At 59.3% G+C, this 20,861-nt stretch carries 19 protein-coding genes, 1 tRNA gene and 1 pseudogene; 13 read left to right on the top strand and 8 right to left on the bottom strand.

Going from position 1 to position 20,861, the window contains the following annotated elements:
• Positions 1-119: 119 nt before the first annotated feature.
• From selA to AC3WMV_RS03345, 3 genes are all read left to right on the top strand, one after another.
• Complete coding sequence (gene selA / locus AC3WMV_RS03355; protein WP_103367051.1) at positions 120-1,532, top strand: L-seryl-tRNA(Sec) selenium transferase; 1,413 nt, start codon at positions 120-122, stop codon at positions 1,530-1,532.
• Positions 1,529-3,445, top strand: coding sequence for a selenocysteine-specific translation elongation factor (gene selB, locus AC3WMV_RS03350; protein ID WP_103367052.1), 1,917 nt, complete (start codon positions 1,529-1,531; stop codon positions 3,443-3,445). The genes selA and selB overlap by 4 nt, the downstream gene beginning before the upstream one ends.
• A 7-nt stretch (positions 3,446-3,452) precedes the next feature.
• Positions 3,453-3,548 (top strand) — tRNA-Sec (locus AC3WMV_RS03345).
• A 196-nt stretch (positions 3,549-3,744) separates the two neighbouring features.
• Here AC3WMV_RS03345 and AC3WMV_RS03340 read toward each other — a convergent pair.
• A complete protein-coding gene (locus AC3WMV_RS03340) occupies positions 3,745-5,037 on the bottom strand; it encodes an OprD family porin (protein ID WP_103367053.1) in 1,293 nt (430 codons plus the stop codon).
• Positions 5,038-5,237: 200 nt separating this feature from the next.
• Positions 5,238-6,620, bottom strand: coding sequence for an aspartate aminotransferase family protein (locus AC3WMV_RS03335; RefSeq protein WP_103367054.1), 1,383 nt, complete (start codon positions 6,618-6,620; stop codon positions 5,238-5,240).
• Between the two features lie 159 nt (positions 6,621-6,779).
• On the opposite strand from AC3WMV_RS03335, the gene AC3WMV_RS03330 reads away from it, so the two are divergent.
• Complete coding sequence (locus tag AC3WMV_RS03330) at positions 6,780-7,388, top strand: TetR/AcrR family transcriptional regulator (protein ID WP_096796743.1); 609 nt, start codon at positions 6,780-6,782, stop codon at positions 7,386-7,388.
• 6 nt (positions 7,389-7,394) lie between these two features.
• On the opposite strand, the gene AC3WMV_RS03325 is transcribed toward AC3WMV_RS03330, so the two are convergent.
• The 3 genes from AC3WMV_RS03325 to AC3WMV_RS03315 form a co-directional block, all read right to left on the bottom strand.
• Positions 7,395-7,718 carry a hypothetical protein gene (locus AC3WMV_RS03325; protein WP_256584842.1) on the bottom strand — a complete coding sequence of 108 codons (324 nt, stop codon included), beginning with the start codon at positions 7,716-7,718 and terminating at the stop codon, positions 7,395-7,397.
• Between the two features lie 176 nt (positions 7,719-7,894).
• Entirely contained in the window at positions 7,895-8,566 is a 672-nt protein-coding gene (locus tag AC3WMV_RS03320) for a DUF3313 domain-containing protein (protein ID WP_096796742.1), read from the bottom strand.
• Positions 8,567-8,601: 35 nt separating this feature from the next.
• Positions 8,602-8,925 carry a hypothetical protein gene (locus tag AC3WMV_RS03315; protein WP_007967036.1) on the bottom strand — a complete coding sequence of 108 codons (324 nt, stop codon included), beginning with the start codon at positions 8,923-8,925 and terminating at the stop codon, positions 8,602-8,604.
• A gap of 165 nt (positions 8,926-9,090) precedes the next feature.
• On the opposite strand from AC3WMV_RS03315, the gene AC3WMV_RS03310 reads away from it, so the two are divergent.
• The 6 genes from AC3WMV_RS03310 (at position 9,091) to AC3WMV_RS03285 (ending at position 15,695) form a co-directional block, all read left to right on the top strand.
• Complete coding sequence (locus AC3WMV_RS03310) at positions 9,091-9,801, top strand: response regulator (protein WP_027614282.1); 711 nt, start codon at positions 9,091-9,093, stop codon at positions 9,799-9,801.
• Positions 9,798-11,126: an ATP-binding protein gene (locus AC3WMV_RS03305; RefSeq protein WP_103367055.1), complete on the top strand. Its 1,329-nt coding sequence runs from the start codon at positions 9,798-9,800 to the stop codon at positions 11,124-11,126. The genes AC3WMV_RS03310 and AC3WMV_RS03305 overlap by 4 nt, the downstream gene beginning before the upstream one ends.
• 62 nt (positions 11,127-11,188) lie before the next feature.
• Entirely contained in the window at positions 11,189-12,373 is a 1,185-nt protein-coding gene (locus AC3WMV_RS03300) for a DUF2252 family protein (protein WP_103367056.1), read from the top strand.
• Between the two features lie 93 nt (positions 12,374-12,466).
• On the top strand, positions 12,467-13,756 hold the full coding sequence (locus AC3WMV_RS03295) for an NAD(P)/FAD-dependent oxidoreductase (RefSeq protein WP_103367057.1): 1,290 nt from the start codon (positions 12,467-12,469) through the stop codon (positions 13,754-13,756).
• Between the two features lie 13 nt (positions 13,757-13,769).
• Positions 13,770-14,327: a helix-turn-helix domain-containing protein gene (locus tag AC3WMV_RS03290; protein ID WP_027614278.1), complete on the top strand. Its 558-nt coding sequence runs from the start codon at positions 13,770-13,772 to the stop codon at positions 14,325-14,327.
• Positions 14,328-14,348: 21 nt separating this feature from the next.
• Positions 14,349-15,695: a glutamine synthetase family protein gene (locus AC3WMV_RS03285; protein WP_103367058.1), complete on the top strand. Its 1,347-nt coding sequence runs from the start codon at positions 14,349-14,351 to the stop codon at positions 15,693-15,695.
• A gap of 350 nt (positions 15,696-16,045) precedes the next feature.
• On the opposite strand, the gene AC3WMV_RS03280 is transcribed toward AC3WMV_RS03285, so the two are convergent.
• From AC3WMV_RS03280 to AC3WMV_RS03270, 3 genes and pseudogenes are all read right to left on the bottom strand, one after another.
• Positions 16,046-16,738 carry a PA1136 family autoinducer-binding transcriptional regulator gene (locus AC3WMV_RS03280; protein WP_219737903.1) on the bottom strand — a complete coding sequence of 231 codons (693 nt, stop codon included), beginning with the start codon at positions 16,736-16,738 and terminating at the stop codon, positions 16,046-16,048.
• Between the two features lie 23 nt (positions 16,739-16,761).
• Positions 16,762-17,640: a glyoxalase III HchA gene (gene hchA / locus AC3WMV_RS03275; protein ID WP_103367059.1), complete on the bottom strand. Its 879-nt coding sequence runs from the start codon at positions 17,638-17,640 to the stop codon at positions 16,762-16,764.
• 243 nt (positions 17,641-17,883) lie between these two features.
• A pseudogene (locus AC3WMV_RS03270) lies at positions 17,884-17,997 on the bottom strand (FAD-dependent oxidoreductase); the annotation flags it as partial.
• Between the two features lie 509 nt (positions 17,998-18,506).
• Here AC3WMV_RS03270 and AC3WMV_RS03265 point away from each other — a divergent pair.
• The 3 genes from AC3WMV_RS03265 to AC3WMV_RS03255 all read left to right on the top strand — a co-directional run bounded on the left by AC3WMV_RS03265 (position 18,507) and on the right by AC3WMV_RS03255 (position 20,799).
• Positions 18,507-19,049, top strand: coding sequence for a redoxin domain-containing protein (locus tag AC3WMV_RS03265; RefSeq protein ID WP_103367060.1), 543 nt, complete (start codon positions 18,507-18,509; stop codon positions 19,047-19,049).
• An 11-nt stretch (positions 19,050-19,060) separates the two neighbouring features.
• Positions 19,061-19,600, top strand: coding sequence for a DsbA family protein (locus AC3WMV_RS03260; protein ID WP_103367061.1), 540 nt, complete (start codon positions 19,061-19,063; stop codon positions 19,598-19,600).
• Between the two features lie 98 nt (positions 19,601-19,698).
• Positions 19,699-20,799, top strand: a complete 1,101-nt coding sequence (locus tag AC3WMV_RS03255; RefSeq protein ID WP_103367062.1) for a low temperature requirement protein A — start codon at positions 19,699-19,701, stop codon at positions 20,797-20,799.
• The last annotated feature ends 62 nt before the right edge of the window (positions 20,800-20,861 follow it).

Below are 20,861 nucleotides of genomic sequence, written 5' to 3'. Positions count from 1 at the left end.
TTTGTGGCTGACTCACCGCATTCGCGAGCAAGCCCGCTCCCACAATTGGGGGCCGGTGTGCTGTATTTAGACGCGTTGCGTCAGGTCATGCCGGAGAGTCTTGTTTTCGGGAGTGGCTGATGTCTTCGAGTGTTACCCTGCGGTTGCCTTCCATTGATGGTTTGTTGCGTCACCCGGCCTGTGTGCCACTGCTTGAGCGTTACGGTCGTGAGGCGTTGCTGAGCCGTTTGCGCCAGTTGCTGGACGAGTTGCGTGCAGACGTGTTGAACGGGCAATTGTCGTCCATTGAAATCAGCCCAGAAGTGCTCGCCGGCCGCGTCGGTGAGCGTCTGGCCCAGCAGCAGCGCAGCAACGTGCGGCGGGTGTTCAACCTGACCGGTACGGTGCTGCACACCAATCTTGGCCGGGCGCTGTTGCCGGATGAAGCCATCGACGCGGTGCAGATGGCCGCACGTTACCCGCTCAATCTGGAATTCGATCTGGCCAGTGGCAAACGCGGTGATCGTGATGACCTGATCGAAGGCCTGATCCGCGAACTGACCGGCGCCGAAGCCGTCACCGTGGTCAACAACAATGCCGCTGCGGTGTTGCTGACGCTGAACAGCCTCGGCGCGCGCAAGGAAGGCATCATCTCGCGCGGCGAGCTGATCGAGATCGGCGGCGCGTTCCGCATCCCCGACATCATGGCCCGCGCCGGTGTGCGCCTGCATGAAGTCGGCACCACCAACCGCACCCACGCCCGCGACTACGAGGCGGCGATCAGCCCGCGCAGTGGTTTGATCATGCGCGTGCATGCGAGTAACTACAGCATCGAGGGCTTTACCGCCCGGGTGCCCACCGCCGAACTGGCCGAACTGGCGCATCGGCACGGCTTGCCGCTGCTGGAGGATCTGGGCAGCGGCAGTCTGCTGGACTTGACCCGTTGGGGTCTGCCGGCGGAACCGACGGTACGGCAGGCGCTGCTCGACGGTGCGGACATCGTCACCTTCAGCGGCGACAAATTGCTCGGCGGGCCGCAGGCCGGGTTGATTGTCGGGCGCAAAGAATTGATCGCGAAGATCAAAAAGAATCCGCTGAAGCGCGCCTTGCGGGTCGACAAGCTGACCCTGGCGGCGCTGGAAGCGGTGCTTGGCCTGTATCGCGATCCGGATCGCCTCGCTGAACGTCTGCCGAGCCTGCGGCTGTTGACTCGCCCGCAAGCCGACATTCTCGCCCAGGCCTCTCGTTTGCAACCGGCGATGGCTGAAGTCTTGGGCGTACCGTGGCAGGTCAGCGCCGTGCAGGCGTTGGGCATGATCGGCAGCGGCAGCCAACCGGTGGCGCGGTTGCCGAGTGCGGCGCTGTGCTTACGCCCGCAAGTGTCCAAGCGTTTGCGCGGGCGTTGTCTGCTGAATCTGGAAGCTGCGTTGCGCAATTTGCCGATTCCGGTGCTGGGTCGAATTGACGACGACGCGCTGTGGCTCGATCTACGGCAGCTCGACGACGAGCCGGCGTGGCTGGCGCAGTTGCCACAGTTGCAGGTCGAGTCGTGATCGTCGGCACCGCCGGGCACATCGACCACGGCAAGACCTCGCTGCTGCAAGCGCTGACCGGGCAAACCGGCGACCGCCGCCCGCAGGAACGCGAGCGTGGGATGACCATCGACCTCGGTTATCTCTACGCGGAACTGGAAGCCGGTGCCGGGCTGACCGGGTTCATCGACGTGCCGGGCCACGAGAAATTCACCCACAACATGCTTGCCGGGGCGCAGGGCATTGATCTGGTGTTGCTGGTGGTGGCGGCGGACGACGGGGTGATGCCGCAGACCCGTGAGCATCTGGCGATTGTGCAGTTGCTGGGCATTCCCCGGGCGCTGGTGGCGATCACCAAATGCGATCGGGTTGAAGCGGGCAGGGTGGAGGAGGTGCAGCGCCAGGTTCTCGATCTGCTCGAAGCCGGGCCATTCGCCGATGCACCGACGCTGGCGGTGTCGAGCGTGACCGGGCAGGGCGTCGATGAACTGCGCCAGAGCTTGCTGCAGATCCAAGGCGAAGTGCATGAGCGCAGCCGCGAAGGTGGTTTTCGCCTGGCCATCGACCGCGCCTTCAGCGTGGCGGGCGCCGGGATTGTGGTCACTGGCACGGCGTTGTCGGGGACGGTGTCAGTCGGGGACAAACTGGCCCTCGGGCCGTCCGGGAAATCGGTGCGGGTGCGAGGGCTGCACGCGCAAAATCAGGCCGCCGAGCAGGCCTTCGCCGGGCAACGGGTTGCGCTGAACATCAGTGGCGATCGATTGACCCTGGAGCAGATCCATCGCGGCCAATGGCTGTTGGCCGAATGGCTGCACGCACCAACGCAACGGGTCGATATCGAGTTTCAGTTGTTGCCCGGTGAGCGCACCTTCGAACACTTTCACCCGGTGCATGCGCACCTCGGTACGCAAGACGTCATCGCCCGCGTGGCGTTGCTCGAAGGCCCGCGTTTGCGTGCAGGCGAACGCATGTTCGCGCAACTGCTGATCAACGCCCCGGTGCACGCGGTGAAGGGCGATCGCCTGATCCTGCGTGACCACAGCGCGCAACGCACCCTCGGTGGCGGTCAGGTACTCGACCCGTTTGCCCCGGCCCGCCAGCGCCGCAGCCCGGAACGGCTGGCGCAACTGCAGGCCCTGGCCGGCAGCGACAGTCTTGAACAAGCGTTACCACTGCTGCTTGACCACAGCGCTGGCGGCCTCGATCCGCAACGGCTGGAGCGTCAATTCAATCGTCAGCGTGAAGACTGGGCGCTACCAGCCAACGTGCGCCTGATCGACACCCGCCAGGGCCCGGTGCTGTTCAACGTGCAGCGCTGGGGGCAGTTGAAGTTCACCCTGCTGGAGCAACTGGCGAAATTGCACGAGCTGGAACCGGACCAGATGGGACCGGATCGCGACCGCCTGCGACGCTTCAGTGGTCTGGCGCTGGAGCGCTCGACCTTTGTCAGCCTGCTGGAAGAACTGCGCGCCGCCGGATCGATCAACGCCAGCGGGCCGTGGTTGCATTTGCCCGATCATCAGGTGCGTTTGAGTGCTGAAGACGAAACCCTGTGGCAGCGCATGCAGCCGCTGTTCGAGCAGGCCGGGTTTGATCCACCGTGGATACGTGATGTCGCCAACGTGTTGGGCGTGGAGGATGCCGTGGTGCGCCTGTTGCTGCGCAAACTGGCGCGCTTGGGGTTGATGCACCAAGTGGTGCGCGACCTGTTTCTGTCTGACGGGCAACTGCGGCGCATGGCCGACATTCTGTTGCAACTGGAACAGGAAAATCCGTCGATCCAGGTGACAACCTTCCGTGATGCGCTAGGCTTGGGACGCAAACGCTGTATTCACTACCTGGAATACTTCGATCGCCTCGGCCTGACCCGGCGCATCGGCGAATCCCGGGTGATCCGCCACGACAACGCGCTGGCCAGTGCCGACGCACCCTGAGTTCAAAGGAAGGCAATCGCGCCCGGTGGCGCGGCCGGGCTTCAAACCCGGTTGGGGACGGCATCCGTTCCCGGGCAGGTTCGACTCCGGCTGCCTTCCGCCAATTACGCAATATTCCAAACCTCACCCAATCCCCCCTGTGGGAGCGGGCTTGCTCGCGAATGCGGTACGTCATTCAACGTCTATGCCGACTGATCGGCCGCTTTCGCGAGCTGGCTCGCTCCCACAGGGGATTGGTTTTCCAGTCGATAGATTTGTAGGGCGACATCGGGCCTGCGGCTGGCTTTAATCACGAGCCATCAAAACCCCAACGGGTACTGAATCACTAAATAAATCCGGTCGATATCATCCCCGGCCTGTGCCTCATTCGCTCGGTGCGATACATGTGAAAGCTGCACCGACAGGTCCTTCGCCGCGCCCGATTGCACGATGTATTTCAGATCGATATCCCGTTCCCAATGCTTGCCGCCAGCGCCTTGCTGCGGCTGATAGTCGCCAGTCTCGGCATCGAACGGGTTGTACGCGCCGCCCTTGGGCGCGTGAGTGCCGTCGATGTGGTCGCCGGAGACGTAGCGGGTCATGAAGGTCAGGCCAGGGATGCCGAAAGCGCCAAGGTCGAGGTCGTAGCGTGCTTGCCAGGAGCGTTCGCCGGCGCCGTTGAAGTCGGCGTATTTGATCGAGTTGGCGAGGTAGATCGAGTCACCGCCCACGAAATCGAACGGCGTGTCGCCATTTATGCGTTGCCAGCCGAGCATGACCGCGTGCGCGCCGAAACTGTACTTGCCGGACAGGCTGAACGCGGTGTTGTCGATCGCGCCGGCCAGCGCCCGACCGGTATCGCGGGTGTGGTAGAGGTTGGCATCGAGCAATAGGCCGGACTGTTTGAAGTGCAGATTGGCGTAGTACTGATGCCAGGTGTCGCTCAGGTCCGAGGCGTAAAGCGATCCACCGACCGGACTGTCGCCGAACAGGTCCACGCCTAGAAAACTGATTCCGCCGGCTTCGGTGTTGGCGCCGTAACCATAAAAGTCGCCGCGCCCTGAGGAGCTGTCCTGATTCTTGAATGCGGTGAAGTGTCCGGCCGTGAAGTTAACGTTGTCGATTTCACGACTGTTCACTAGCAAACCTGTGGCGTATTCCGGTTGCAGGCGTTTGTCCGAGGTGTCGAACACCGGCGTTTCCACGGTCATCTCGCCGAACGCGAGGGTGGTGCGCGAAACTTTCAGTTTGAACGCGCCGCCAGCGCTGGAGTAGTTCGGTTCACTGCGACCATTGCTGTCGACCGGCAACAGACCCGTGCCGGAATGTCCTTTGCCGCCATCGAGTTTCAGGCCGAGAAAGGCGTGGGCATCGATGCCGAATCCGACGTACCCCGGCGTGTATCCGGAAGTGAACGTGCCAATAAAACCCTGGGCCCATTCCTGTTTATAGTTTTTGCCGGAGGGAGAGGGCGAGCGGTAGTCGTTGCTCAGGAAGAAGTTGCGGCTGAGCACTTCGGTTTTGGCGTCGTCGAAGAAGTCATTGGCCAAAGCACTGTCGCTCGCTGCGCAAAGCAGTGCCAACAATGCAAAGTGTGGTGTTGAGGGAGCCATCGTGAGAGACCGACAATCAGGGAAGGTCTGCTGATGATGGGCAGGATCAATTGGGCTTGATTGAGCCGATGTGCTGAGTTCAAGGCATACCTGATTCCCTTGTAGGAGTGAGCCTGCTCGCGATAGCGGTCGATCAGTTTAGATCGATGTTAATGACACACCGCTATCGCGAGCAGGCTCACTCCTACAAGGGGTATGCGTTACAGCACGCCGTATTCGCGAGCCGTGCGATCCACGGCGATTCGTGTTTTGTCGACCAATTCATCCAGCTCCGCGCGCGTGGCGATCAATGCGGGGGCCATGATCATCCGGCCCAGCGTCGATCGAATGATCAGGCCTTCCTCAAAACCAATGGTGCGGCAGCGCCAGGCGATGTCGTTCTCGTTGGCGAAACGCTTGCGGGTGGCTTTGTCTTCGGCGAACTGCAATGCCGCCACCAGCCCGACGCCCTGAACCTCACCCACCAGCGGGTGGTTGCCGAACACTTCGCGCAGGCAGTTCTGCAGGTACGGGCCGGTGTCGTTTTTCACCTGAGTGACGACGCCTTCATCGCGCAAGGCCTTGAGGTTGGCGATGGCCACCGCAGCCGCCACCGGGTGACCGGAATAGGTCAGGCCGTGAGCGAACACGCCGCCTTTTTCCACCAGCGCTTCGGCCATACGTCGCGACAGGATCAGCCCGCCCATGGGGATGTAGCCGGAGGTCAGGCCTTTGGCGATGGACAGGGTGTCCGGTTCAAAACCGAAGGCCTGGTGCGCGAACCATTCGCCGGTGCGACCGAAACCGCCAATCACTTCGTCGGCGCACAGCAACACATCATATTGGCGGCAGATACGCTGGATTTCCGGCCAATAGGTGGCGGGCGGAATGATCATGCCGCCAGCGCCCTGGAACGGTTCGGCGACGAAAGCGGCGACCTTGTCGGCGCCCAGTTCGAGGATCTTGTCTTCCAGTTGCCGCGCGGCCTGCAGGCCGAATTCTTCCGGGCTGAGGTTGCCCTCGTGGGCGAACCAGTACGGCTCATCGATGTGCGCGACGTCAGGGATGGTGCCGCCCATTTCGTGCATGAATTTCATGCCGCCCAGCGCCGTCGCAGCCAGGGTCGAGCCGTGGTAGCCGTTCCACCGGCCGATCATGATTTTCTTCTCAGGCTGGCCCATCACCTGCCAGAACTTGCGCACGGTGCGGATCAGCACCTCGTTGGCTTCCGAGCCGGAGTTGGTGTAGATCGCGTGGCTGTAGTGCTGGGGCAGCAGGCTGAACAACAGTTCGGAGAGCTCGATCACCTGCGGGTGAGTGGTGTGGAAGAACATGTTGTAGTAGGGCAGTTGTTGCAGCTGCGCGGTCGCGGCAGCAGCCAGGTCCTTGCGCCCGTAACCGAGGTTGGTGCACCACAGGCCGGACATGCCGTCCAGGTAGCGATTATCGTCGTTGTCCCACAATGCCAGGCGATCACCGCTGACCATCACCCGCGGGCCTTCCTCGTTGAGCGCCTTCTGGTCGACGAACGCGTGAATGTGGTGGGCGGCGTCGGCGGCCTGATAATCGCGGGTGCTACGGGTCGGATCGTATTCGGCGGACATGGCGGTTCTCCAGAGAAACGGGGCAAGTGGGTGCGCGTTCATTCCAGCGGTGCACGGCCAATATTTGTCACTTAAAAATATTTTTGTAAAGAAAATATTTGTCGGTGAAAAAAGAAATCCGTAGGCTGACGCCGATCAGCAAGACAGGACATCAGCACCATGAGCGGGCTCAGAGAACGGCAAAAGGAACAGCGCAGGGAAGTCATCGCGCAGGCAGCGCTGGAGTTGTTCAAGACCAACGGTTTTGCGGCCACCACGCTGGACCAGATCGCGGTCCAGGCCGGGGTTTCCGCGCCGACGGTGGTCAATTATTTCGGTGGCAAACAGGAGATTCTGCTGGCCTTGCTCAAGCAGCCGGACGAGCAGGCGATGCGCGATGCGCGGGCCAATCTGGACGACGACAGTGATCCGCTGGAGGCGCTGTGCGAGTTCGAAGGCTTGATGACCGACTATCAACTGCAAGCGATGCCGGCCTCGTTGTGGCGTGAACTGGCGCCGTTTCTGCTCACGGGCGAACTGGCTCAGGCGTTGAGTCCGTGGAATGCGGCGGTGATCGAAGAGACCAAGGCGCTGCTCGGGCATTTTCAAGCGCAGGGCAAGGTGCGGGCGTCAGTCGATCTCGATGTGGCGGCGACGCTGTTCAACCAGTACGCGAACATGGCGTTTATCCGTCTGGCGACCGAGCCTGAGCCGGACCGGGCAGCACATGCCGAACACATGCGCGGTGTGCTGGGTTTGATCTGCCATGGCATTTTGAGCAGCGAGTAGTGGTTTTCAGGTTTTCGGCAACCACGGCTGCATCTGCTCCAGCATCCCGCGTCCGCCACGGCGCAACCCGGCGGCCATGGTCAGCCACGACAGCTCGGTAATGATCACCTCGCGGGCCTGCAGCAAGCGCACTTCGCCCGCCGTGCCACCGGCCGTTCCGCCATCCGGCATGTACACTGTCATCCAGTCATCGAGACTTTCCACCACCAGACACAAGCGCCAGCCTTGTTCTTCGGCAATCAGGCCGACCTTCGAGCCGTCGGGGTTTTCCATTCCGGCAAAGCGTGTGGTGGTGTCCTTGAACAACTGGTAACCCGGCAGATTGCTCAAGACCTTGTCTACGGTGTTTTCGATCGCTGAAAGTCTCTAGTGACTAGTTGCCAGACACACCGCTTTCGCGAGCAGGCTCGCTCCCACATTGGAATGCAGTTCCCCTGTGAGAGCGGGCTTGCTCGCGAATAGGTCAGCACATTCAGTGAGCAAGGCTAGCTGAAAAAGTCGCTCGGCTAACGACGGGTCGCCAGGTAGGACTTCCCAAGATCACTGGCCCAACCGTCCAGCACCGCTTTGACGTCATCGGCGGTCAGCACCTGTTTGTCGTTTTCCAGCGGTAGTCCGATGCCCTTGCGCACGACTTCGGCGACCACTTCGCCGGTTGTGCCGTCTTCGAATGAGACTTCGGTGGTGATTTCGCTGTCCTGGTCGCGGATGCCGGTGGCGGTGCTCACGCCGGCGGCGACCAGGGTCACCGGGAGCCATTCATAAAAGCGCAGGCCCTGGGTGCTGGCGGCGACGCGGGTGATCGCCGGCCTGACCGTCAGGGTGTTCGGGCCGGGTTGCGACACCAGGCGCATGACCTTGCCCAGTTCCAGCCTGAGCGCGGCGTCGTAGTAGTCGGTGACGCCGGACAGCGTACTCAGCGGGATCCGCTCGGTCGGCACGGCGCCGGGGTAGAACTGGCTGGGCGCCAGATAGGCCTGGGTGTAACGGCCCCGCGCCAGCGCCGGGCTGACCCAACCCAGCACCGTCTGCCCCGATGGCGACTGGCGCTCGCTGAGCACGCTGTAATCGTGGAGGAATCCGGTGTACTTCTGCGGTTCGACGGTTTTGCTGCTGCAGGCCGACAGGCTGAGGGACGCCGTACACAGCACCGACATCAAGCAATGGCTTCTGATCATGCGAATCCTTGTTTTGCGCTTTTACCCCGCGTCGTTCAAGCGCGGGCCGTGATTGGGGAGGAGAGCGGCGGGGTGTTGTCCGAGCATTCGATGTGCAGCCGGCCGTGGCTCATGATCCATTGGATCAGGTCGGCGGTCGGAATCGAATGCACGTACTCGACCCATTGCGAATCGCTGGGGCCGTACTGCTCGAAATAGCGGCGCAGGACGATTCGGCTTTGATCATCTGACAGGCCCAGGCAGAACTCCTGGAACAACAGCGGCGTATCCTGCTCGGGCGCGCTGGTGCGCTGGCTGAGAATCAACGGATAGCGGGCGTCGTGGCCCTCGGCGGTATAACGGTTGTGCAATGCGCTCATTGAAAGCCCCCCGGTTGTCGATGGCGTGCAGGGTGCCTGAGGGGTTTTGCCGCAGAATGTCCGATTGATGTCCGGGGCGACGGAATGTTGCTCGATTGAAATATATGACCCGCCCGCCAGAATAGTTTTAGATGCGTTCTTTTTTGGCCTGAGGATCCTGTGCCCGTGAGCAGACTGCTGATCGTCGACGATGACGTGGAAATTCTCGCCCTGCTGAAGAAGTTCTTCGTCCAGCATGCCTACGAGGTCGATGTCGCCGCCGACGGCGCAGCGATGTGGGCGGCAATTGCCCAGCAGCGCCCAGACACGATCATTCTCGACCTGATGCTGCCCGGCGAAGGTGGCCTGAGCCTGTGCCAGAAAGTGCGCGCGCAGATGGGCATTCCGATCATCATGCTGACCGCCATGGGCGAATTGAGCGACCGGATCGTTGGCCTCGAACTGGGCGCCGATGACTACGTCACCAAACCGTTCGCCCCGCGTGAATTGCTGGCGCGCCTGCGCGCCGTGCAGCGCCGCGCCGGTGAGCAGGTCAGCCCCGCGAGCGAGCCGTCACGGCCGGTGATCGCCTTCGCCGGTTGGCATCTGGATATCACTTGTCGCGAGCTGCGCTCCCCGGAAAACGTGATGATTCCGCTGTCCGGTGGCGAGTTCGATCTGCTGGTGGTGTTTCTCGAACACCCGCAGCGCATTCTTACCCGCGAGCAATTGATCGACCTGTCTCGTGGTCAGGGCCACGACGCCTTCGATCGCAGCATCGACGTGCAGGTCAGCCGCTTGCGCCGCAAGATCGAGCCGGACAGCAAACGCCCGGACCTGATCCGCACCGTGCGCAACGGTGGTTACATGTTTACCGCCAAGGTCACTCGTTCATGATCCGTCGATTCTTGCGCCGTGATCCGCTGAGTCGGCGGATCGCCCTGACCATCGTCGCGGCCATGCTCGCGTCGTTGGCACTCAATTTCCTGTTCGTCGAGGTTGCCGGGACCTGGGCGCGGCCACCGATTGAACGCACCGGGTTGCTGGAGCAGATTGCCGCGACCGTCAAAGTGATCGAGGCTGCACCGACGCCTTTACGCCCGAAACTGGCGCACGCGGCAACCGGCCCGACGCAGGAGGTGACCTGGAGTGCGCAACGCGACGAACTTGGATTGCCTGCGGGTGGCACGCAGCTCATCGCCAACAAGACGTCGGGGTTGCATCAGTTGTTGGGCGATGAGCGAGACATTCGGGTGTTCAATCCCGCTGACTGGCCGAGCGGCAGTCCGCTGGCGCGCTATGCGGCGCTGATTCAACTGCCGGATTCCAGTTGGCTGTTGTTCTCTTCGCCCGAGCGCTCCTGGGGCCTGGACATCGGCACGCGCATCGCGATCATCATCGCCCTCGGCCTGATCGCCACCGTGCTGGTGGCCTGGCTGGCCACGCAGCAACTGGCCAAGCCACTGCAACGCTTTGCCAGCGCCGCCCGGCGTTTTGGCGGTGATCTGCGTGCGCCGCCGATCAAAGTCGAAGGCCCGGACGAGATCCGCCAGGCGATCATCGCCTTCAATACCATGCAGGCGCAGATTCAGCATTACATCAGCGAGCGCACGCACATGCTCGCGTCGATTTCTCACGACTTGCGCGCACCGCTGACCCGCATGCGCCTGCGCAGCGAGTTCATGGAGGACTTTGATCATCAGGGCAAACTGATCCGCGACATCGAAGAAATGCAGTCGATGATCAACGCGGCACTGGCGTTCTTTCGGGAAGACACTCAGCCGGAGCAAAGCACCGCGTTCGACCTGTCGGAACTGTTGCAGACGATCATCGACGACTACCGCGACCAGAACATTGCCATCGATTTCACCGGCCCGGCGCATCTGGTCTACGAGGGCCGGCCGCTGGGGATCAAACGGGTGATCGTCAATCTGCTGGAAAACGCCGAAAAGTACGCGCAGCAGCCGGCAATCGCCCTGAGCAGCGACGGTTACAGCGTGTGCATCGACGTCAGTGACAACGGGCCGGGGATTCCCGAAGCGTCGTTGCAGCGGGTGTTCGACCCGTTTTTCCGCCTGGAAACCTCGCGCAACCGGGAAACCGGTGGGGTCGGGCTCGGGCTGTCGGCGGCGCGGGCGATTGTGCGCGAGCAGGGCGGCGAACTGAGTTTGAGCAATAGCAGCAGCGGTGGTTTGCTGGCGCGGGTTGAGTTGCCTTTGTAATACTTTGAAACATTTGCGAGCGACCGGCGGTCAACAGGACACATTCTCTGCAAGAAGCGTCCATGAAAACCCCACGGCCCTCCGCACGTCTTGAACCGCTGTCACAACTGCGCAATCTGAAAATGGCTCGCTCCGCCCACGCCTATGTCCGTGGCAGTACGGTGCAGTTTTATGAGTGGCTGCACAGCCAACCGGGCCGCAACTTACCGAAGGGGCCGGCGGTGTGGATCTGCGGCGATTGTCACGCCGGCAATCTCGGGCCGACCGGCGATCTGAAGGGGCGCATCGACATTCACATCCGCGACCTCGACCAAACCGTTATCGGCAACCCCGCGCATGATCTGGTGCGTCTGGCGCTTTCCTTGGCCACCGCCGCCCGAGGTTCGGACCTGCCCGGCGTCGCCACCGCGCGCATGCTTGAAGAGATGATGCGCGGCTATGAACAAGCATTCGAAGACGACGTCGACAAAGAGCCGCCAAGACCCGCGCAAGTCAAGGACGGCATGCGCAGCGCGGTGCAGCGCACCTGGAAGCATCTGGCCCAGGAGCGCATTGAAAGCACTAAACCGACCATTCCGCTGGGCAAGCATTTCTGGTCGCTGTCACGGGAAGAGCGCAACGCGCTGAAATCGCTTTGCGCAGCGCCTGACGTCCATACGCTGGTGACGTCCCTGAAGGGCCGCTCAAAGGACGATCGGGTGAAATTGCTCGACTCGGCCTATTGGGTCAAAGGCTGCAGTTCGCTGGGGCTCAAGCGTTATGCGGTGTTGCTGGGGGTGGGCGAGGGCGATGATCAGGAATATTGCCTGCTGGATATCAAAGAGGCAGTTGCTGCCGCCGCACCACGAGTGGCGCGAGCCGCGATGCCTCGCGACAACGGCAAACGTGTGGTCGAAGGTGCGCGGTTTCTCTCCCCGGGCCTGGGCAATCGGATGATTGCCACTCGGGTGCTCGACCATGGCTTCTTCATCCGCGAACTGCTGCCTCAAGACATGAAACTGGAACTGGATCAGTTGAGCCAGACCGACGCGATGCTCGCCGCCGGCTATCTGGCCCGTGTCGTGGGGCTAGCCCATGCCCGGCAGATGGACATGAGCACCCGGGCTTCATGGATGCGTGAACTGCAGGCGTGTCGCTCGAAGACGCTGGATGCACCGTCGTGGCTGTGGACCAGTGTTGTGCAGTTGGTTGGCAAACATGAGAAAGGTTATCTGGAGCATTGCCGGCGTTATGCGCTGGAGCACTGATCTGTGTGAGTGAAACAGTTGTCGGTTGCCGATATGAAATTTGTTCTGTAGATTTTCATGAAATTATAAGAAATAAATTTCATGAGGCGCCGAATGTTTCAGCAATCCCAACAGCATGTCGCCAGTTATTACGCCCACAGTTGCGCCGATATTCTCAGCACACGACCGGCACTGGAAGGTGCGCACGACACCGACGTAGTGATCATCGGTGCCGGTTTCAGTGGGCTGCACACCGCATTGCGTCTGGCTTTGGCCGGCAAGCGCGTCACCGTGCTGGAAGCCAGTCGCGTGGCGTGGGCCGCGTCGGGACGTAATGGCGGACAGGCGATTCTGGGCTGGTCGTGCGACATGCCGCCGCTGGAAGCCGCGCTCGGCCATGAGCGCGCCAGGCGTCTGTGGGACGGCATGCGTTGGGCCGCGCAGGAGCTGCGTGAATTGCCCGGGCGGCATGGTTTCGATTGCGACTATCGCCCCGGCCATTTGTGGACGTCGGTGATGCAGCGTCGAGTCAGCCTGCTGACTGAGTGGCAACACGAAGCCAGTCACAAGTGGGGCCACGACGGTCTGCAGTTCATCCCTCGTGAAGACTTGCCGCAATGGGTCGCCAGCGATCGTTATCAGGCCGGCCTCTTTGACGCCGAAGGCGCGCACCTCAATCCGCTGAAACTCGCCCTCGGCCTGGCCGCCGCCATCGAGCGTGCCGGCGGGTATATCTACGAACAAAGCAAAGCGCTGAGCTATCAGCGCGAAGGCGACGGTTACCGGGTCAACACCGAGTACGGTTCGGTGAAGGCCGACGTGCTGGTGTTGGCCTGCAATGCCTATCTCGATGAACTCGATCCGCAACTCTCAAGCTGCATCCTGCCGGTCGGCACCTATCAAGTCGCCACCGCACCGCTGACGCCGGAGCAAGCCACTGCGCTGCTGCCGAGCAACGTCTGCGTGACCGACAACCAGTTCGTCCTCGATTACTTCCGTCGCACTCCGGACAACCGCTTGCTGTTCGGCGGCGGCTGCACCTATCTGGGTGGCATGCCCAAGGACATTGCGGCGGCGACTCGGCCGTTTCTCGAACGCGTGTTTCCGCAGCTCAAGGGCGTCGAGCTGCAATTCGCTTGGGGCGGGCATATCGACCTGACGATCAAACGCACGCCTGACATTGGCCGCGAGGGCGATCGCTATTGGCTGCAAGGCTACTCGGGCCACGGCGTGCTGCCGACACTGGCCGCCGCCCGCGCGGTGTCCGACGCGATTCTCGGCGAGGCGGATGAATTGGCGTTGTATCAGGGCCTGAGCAATGGCCGTTTCCCCGGCGGCAAGCACTTCGCCGCACCGCTGGAGGCTATCGGCAAGGCCTGGTATCGGCTGCGCGACAGCATTTGATGAGATTTTGACCATGAACAAGCAAGAAGAAATCGCCGCGCTGGCGATCCTGATCCACGACCTGCGCAAGCACAAGAAATACACCCTCAAAGAGCTGGCCGACAAGATCGGCCGTTCGGTGGGCTTTCTCTCGCAAGTCGAACGCGGCTTGTCGCGCCCGACCGTGGCCGACCTCACCGCGATCAGCGAAACCCTCGGCGTGCCGACCACCTATTTCTACAGCCTGCCCAAAGCCAAACAAGTGCCATGGGTCACCCGTCCGGACGAACGCCGCACGCTGTATTACGCCAACGGCATCACCGACATTCTGGTGTCGCCGCAGATGCGTGCCTCGTTCTCGATGCTCGAAAGTCATCTGGAGCCGGGCGCGAGCAGCGGCGACCGCCACATGAGCGACAGCTCGGAGCAGGGCGGTTATGTGCTCGAAGGCGAACTGACCTTGTGGCTGGGCAACGACGACGAGCCGGTCACCTTGAGGGCCGGCGACAGTTTTCAATTCGACAGTCACACCCATTGTCGCTACGGCAACCTCACCGGGCAGCTCACCCGTGTGCTCTGGGTCTACACCTGATAACAACAAAGGATGAACACGATGGACGCTGTCTGCTCTGACCTGCTCGCCGAAGTGCGCGCGTTTCGCCAACGTTACCCCGAGGTGCGTTATGTCGACCTGATTTCCCTGGACATTCCGGGGCATTTTTACGGCAAGCGTTATCCGGTGGACATGCTCGAAAAAGTCGCGGCGGGCAGCGCACTGAAGCTGCCGCAGAACTGCGTGCTGCTCGGCGTGCAGGGCGGACTGTTCAAGATTGGCGATTACTGCTTCAACGATGGCGACCCGGACGCCGTGCGCCGGTTGGTCCCGGGAACGCTCAAGCCCGTGACCTGGGAAGCGCAGCCGCTGGGGCAGATGCTGATTACCTCCGACGGCACCGCCAAACCCATCGAGTTCGAACCCCGTGAAGTGCTGGCGAAGGTACTGGATCGATTGGCGGGCAAAGGCATTCACCCGGTGGTGGCCTTCGAATTGGAGTTCTATCTGTTCGACAAAAAACTGCGCGACGGCCTGCCGCAATTCCCTCGGGACGAACTGACCGACGATACCGATGATCAGCCAAACATGCACATCGAACGTCTGTCACGTTTCGCCCCGGTGCTTGACGACATGGTTGAAGCAACGCGGGCGCAGGGCATCGATGCCACGGTGATTACCGCCGAGCTGGGGCCGGGGCAGTTCGAGATCAATTTCGGCCATCTGGACGACGGCTTGCGCGCTGCGGACTGGGCGGCGCTGTTCTGTCGTAGCACCCGCGGGGTGGCGCTCAAGCACGGCTACCGCGCCAGTTTCATGGCCAAGCCGTACGTGGAGCATCCGGGCAGCGGCATGCACGTGCATGTCAGCCTGTATGACGCCGCTGGCAATAACCTGCTGGCCGCCAATCACCAGCAAGCACTGCGCCATGCGGTGGCCGGTTGCCTGGATCTGCTGCCGCACAGCATGCCGATCTTCGCCCCGAACCAGAACGCCATGCGCCGCCTGAGCGGCACGGTGAACACCGCGACCCAGGCGAGCTGGGGTTACGAGGATCGTGACGCCTGCCTGCGCATTCCTGAATCCGACACGAAAAACCTGCGCATCGAATACCGACTGGCCGGCGCCGACGCCAACCCGTATCTGGTGCTGGCGGCAATTCTGGTGGGTCTGGAACATGGTCTGGAATCAGGCAAGGAGCCGATCCCGCCCCTCAACGATGACCGCAACAGCGGCATCGATTTCCCGACGGAAATCCTCGACGCGGTGCGCGCCTTGCAGCATCAGCCACAACTGCGTGCGGGACTGGGCGCCGAGTTTGTCGACGTGTATTGCGAGAACAAACGTCAGGATCACCTGGCATTCATGCAGGAGATCAGTGCGCGGGAGTATCGCTGGTATTTGTGATCACTGGTTCAGCACACCACATGAATCGGGTGCAGGGGCCGCGATGAGCGATGGAATTCAGTACCGGTGAATTCCATCGCTCATCAAAATTGAAGAGCGTGCCAAGAGATATTTTGAACACGGGGCGTGAGGATGGCGGAAGAACGGCTTCGAATGACGTTTGGAGATAATCCAACGCCATCCCGTGTAATGTCTGCGCTGAGTTGGAAATAGTTGACGTTGGCTGGCAGCTATCGGCCAAAAGCAGGCGGTCGGGAGTGGCGTCTTGCGGCCAACAGTGGACACTCAGATCAGTTGATGAGGAAATTACTCGGAAGTCCAAACCGTCTAGCACTCGTCTTGCCGCGTCCTTACCCATCGATCTCGCCGTTACGAATGGCCATCCTGATGGCTTGTGCTGTCGTTGTCACGCCCAGACGTCGGCGTGCTGAGCGCAGGTGATTTTCAACTGTACGCTCCGACAAACCGAGAGTCGCTGCAATATCCGCTTGCCGTCTTCCGGCAGCCGTCCATTCCATGACTTCGCGCTCTCGCGGGGAAAGGGTTCTTAACGCTTCGTCCAATGGCGCCTCAAGCAACCGCCGAGCCGCGAAAAAAGCGGCCGTCGCAACCAGGCTGAGTCCCAAGCGCACCCGCGCGCTCCCATCCACCGGCTCCCCCCCCAAGCTCATTGCGCCCTCAAGCCCCTGTGGGCCAAAAACTGGCACCTGCAACCCCTGAATTCCTGGTCCACCTGGAGAACGAATCATCCGGTAACGCTCTTCTCCCTTAACCTGCTCTTTCTGCCAAAAGAAGGATTGCCGAGCATTCAAAAGGTGACGAGTCACCGGACAATGTCGAACGTAAGTCTCGGCATCCACCGCTTGACCGTTATCGAACCAATCGCCTTCGACCCAGTAGATATGCTCAACCACTTCCTCACTTGCCGTCGATGCAGAAAACAGCACGAATCGATCATAACCGTAGGGTGTGGCGAAACCCCTGACGGATTTCTTGATTGATTCAAGCGTGCGCGCCGTCTCTATCTCCAGAGCAGCGCGCATCGCTGTTTCGGCCGGCCCGTCGCTCACTCCGATGCAACCTCTTTCAACAATGCTTCAGCTGCCAACTTGCCCAGATTGTTGCCTGCCAATGGGCTGTCGCCGGTCAGCAACTTGCGGTCTTGGAGCGTCGCACCTGAAATATCCTGATTGATGATCTCAACTCCCAAGGATTTCAACTGCTCACCAAATTTCCACGTCAGATGCCCAGGCATATACCCTATGTCGGGCGTCTTTGCGTCGAGACTGTCTGGAAATGCGCAGATCTTGTAGCCGTTGAATATGAAGGAGTTCCTTGACTCACCAATGCCCGCCGCGAGCATTGCTGCTGGGCCGTGACATAGGGAAATCACAAATTTGTCGTTGGTGATTGCCCAATGCAAAGCCGCTTTCACGTCGGCACTCTCCGGCAATCCAATCAGCGCGCCGTGCCCGCCAGGTATGAAAACGCCGATGTAATCCGAATCCTGCCCCAGCGCCTTCTCAACCACTTCGCACAGCTTCAAAGGTATTTTGAACTGCTCACGGTATTTGGCGTAGAAATCCTTTACCTCGGTATCTTCGCTAGGCATGGCCCAGAACTCGAATTTCACTGGATTGCCTGACAGGGTCGCAACGTCGAACGCGAAACCGGCTTTGTCGAGGTGATACATGGGCAACAATGTCTCGACTGGGTGATTACCGGTGGAAAACATTGTTCCGTTGTCGGTCAGTAAGTAGCGCTCATCGGCGCCAATCAGCAAAATCTTCCAGCGGCCACCTCGGTAGGGATTAGCGTAATCCGCATCACTCAGATCAGATTTTGGCGAGGTAAATTGGCTAAGCGAGTATGGGGAGGGAAAAAAGGCATTGTCCTCCGCCTGATCCGGAGTGGGGCGCTTGTCGTCACTCTGCAAGGTAGTCATGGGTTTTCTCCTACGAATGGGCCGATTGCCGAGGTTCATGCTAGTAGCGTGACGTAGGCCCAACAATGAGGGTTTTCCCTTAAAGAAATGTTCCTCACACATGCAGCGCGCCGATCGGCTGCTTTCGGCCAATAGCGGTCAGTGACAATATTCGCAAAGGCTACCGCTCAGCTTCCCGAAGACCGATCTCGACTATTCGTTAAGTACAGCACCATCGCTGCACGAGCCGCATTTTTGATTACCTTCAGCCTCAACCAAGGTGATATTCGCGCCTTTATCAGCCAGGTGATACGCCAGCGAAGTGCCCACGATGCCGGCACTGATGACAACGACTCGTTTGCCCAGAGCATTTCTCATATCAACCTTTATTCTGTCGACCTGAAGGCGGTTCATTGTCTGCCACTGGTCGATTTCTGCTTGTCGTAACGGGCAGCAGTTGTCGTCCAGAAAGCAGATGTAGATTTGTCTGAAGTGGCGAAATAGCTGCCAAAATCATCGTGTTAAAACGCCGCCTGAAATGGCAGCAAGATAAGCGCGTGAGTGTTGTTGGCACGTGAGGGTATCGAAAATTCGTTCAGCGACTACGGTAAGCGTCATCAACGACTATAGTCATTGGTGAGCCAGAGCGAATCCGACCATTCCCCTGCCAACTTGGCCTAATCCAATTCCGCGATTACACGGCGGATCTTCTTGTGTTCCTTGATGCGGAACGTGAACGTTTCGCTGCCGAAATCACTCAGGCTCAGGCTGAGATCGAGGCAGCGTTGTCTTTTTTTGAACCCCTTGATGGTGGATGGAGTTATCCCGCCGGGCACGTCGCATCCCACTGAGCACGTCCCAACAACCCATCTATCAAGGTTCAAGCAATGAATACTTCAGAGTTAGATGATGCACAAAAAACCAATGGCGACCTGGTTCAGGGTCCGCTGCCGGCCGGCACTGTCGCGCCCGACTTCACTCTTCACGCAACCCCTGATCAACAGTTGTCGCTGCGTGAGCTAAAGGGAAATCCCGTGATATTGGCGTTTTATCCCGCTGACTGGACTTCGGTGTGTGGTGACCAACTGACCTTGTACAACCAGTTGTTACCCACCTTCAGAGAATACGGTGCGGTGCTATTGGGTATCTCGGTTGACAGCGCCTGGTGTCATCAGGCCTTTGCCAAAGATCGAAATTTCCACTTCAGCCTGCTGGCCGATTTCGAGCCCAAAGGGGCGGTGGCACGACAGTATGGAGCGTACGAGTCCCAGCTCGGAGTTTGTAAGAGGGCACTGTTCGTGATTGACAAGGAGGGGGTGGTCGCCTGGAGCTACATCTCACCAATGGCAATCAACCCTGGGGCGGACGGCATTCTGGATGCGCTGGATGCTCTGGCGAATTCACCACAAAGCACGCCAACCAAAAATTAACAGGTGATTACATGGCCACTCTCAAAGTCCCGGTAAGTGCCAACGACCATCGCCAGGGAAGTGCGCATGCCAAGGTCACCTTGGTGGAATTTGGTGACTATGAATGTCCTTATTGCGGTGAAGCGTATTGGATGGTCAAGAATCTGCAACAGCATTTTCGCGATGACTTGCTGTTTGTGTTCCGTAACTTCCCTCTGACCACCGCTCACCCCCATGCATTGGGTGCAGCGGTCACCGCTGAGTATGCCGGGAGTCGAGGATTCTTCTGGGAGGCCCACGACGAATTGTACGAAAATCAGGATCGATTGGGCCTGCCGCTGTATCGCGCCATCGTTCTCAAACACGGCCTTTCCAGGGAGGAATTCGATCTTGCAATGCAAGAGGATACTTACATTCCCAAAATACAAGCCGATTTCAATGGCGGTGTACGCAGCGGCGTGAATGGCACCCCAGCGTTTTACATTGACGGGCTTCGCTATGACGGGGTCCCAGAGTTCAACGAGATGAGTCAGATGATTGAGCTTCTGTTAGTGCGCGGACGAAATCGCTAAATTGCGACATCGGCCCGGCATCACCCACACCAGAGCCGAGGGCAAACCAGCGTTAGCTTCCTTCTACATTAAAGAGGTGTACACGGAGCCGGCAGCTAATGAAATCTTTGAAGTATTATGAAAAAAATCGACACGCCACATGGTTGGAGTTGTTTTTTGACCTGACTTTCGTTGTTACGATAGGCCAGGTTACGCACACTCTCGGACATGTTCATGAAGGCCACTTTGAACATAAGCAACTATGGACATTCTTACTGCTTTTTGTACCGTTGTGGTGGATCTGGTCCAGTCACACGATTTACTCCAACAGGTTTGATACAGACAGCAATCTTCACCGTTTGGCAACATTATTCATAATGCTCCTGCTCATTGTGCTGTCGGCACGGATCGGGGAAGACCTGGAAGTGAACTACCCGCTTATTATTGCTTGCTATTTTGGTATACGTGCGATCATCAGTGTTATGTATATTTCGTCCATTAGTAAACTCGATTCTCGCGGCGAACTTTCCTCAAGGCTCGGCTTCGCCCTATTAGTTAGCGCAGTTATTAGCCTTTCATCCGTTATTTTTGACTCGCCCTTGCGTTACCTTGTTGCTTATATTGGGATTGTTCTTGATATTCTGTTTCCTGTATTTTTCTGGACTAAATTAAAACCGTTGCCAGCACACACAGAGCACTTGGTTGAGCGCATAGGCCTACTCACCCTAATCTTATTGGGGGAGTCAATTATTAGCCTTTCCGGAGGCTTATCTAACATTCAATGGGGTTATTACAATGTGATGGCGGCCATCACCGGATTCATCATGATTTGCAGTATCTGGTGGATCTATTTTGATAGTTTTTACTTATTGAACAAACATCAAAGCAGTATGAGTGGGCACGCCTTGATCTACTCGCACCTTTTTCTTTTTATGGGGCTGGCACTCCTGGCAAATTTGATCAGGCATGCGATCCTGAATGACATTGCGATGCGCGATTTCCAGATTATGTCGATCACCGGCATGGTCTTGTTTTTCCTGGGGAAGCAATATGGCTATTTCATAGCTGTGAGTCGAATAAGGAAATACATACTGCAAAACACCTTGATCGTGTTTTCTTTAGGTGGGTTAGTTATATTTCTACCGCGTGTCGAGTACATATTGGTCGGCTTGACAGTCACCATGATCTGTTATGTTCTCCTGAATTTCAGATATCGTTGAGTCTTGATTATCAGGCCACAGCTCGGGAAAAGTGATCACGCGGCTGGTATGCGGTTTGCGCG

The sequence above is a fragment of the Pseudomonas sp. FW305-3-2-15-E-TSA4 genome (assembly GCF_058787295.1).
The sequence above is the reverse complement of the archived record's forward strand: the minus strand, read 5'-3'. Positions and strand labels throughout refer to the sequence as shown.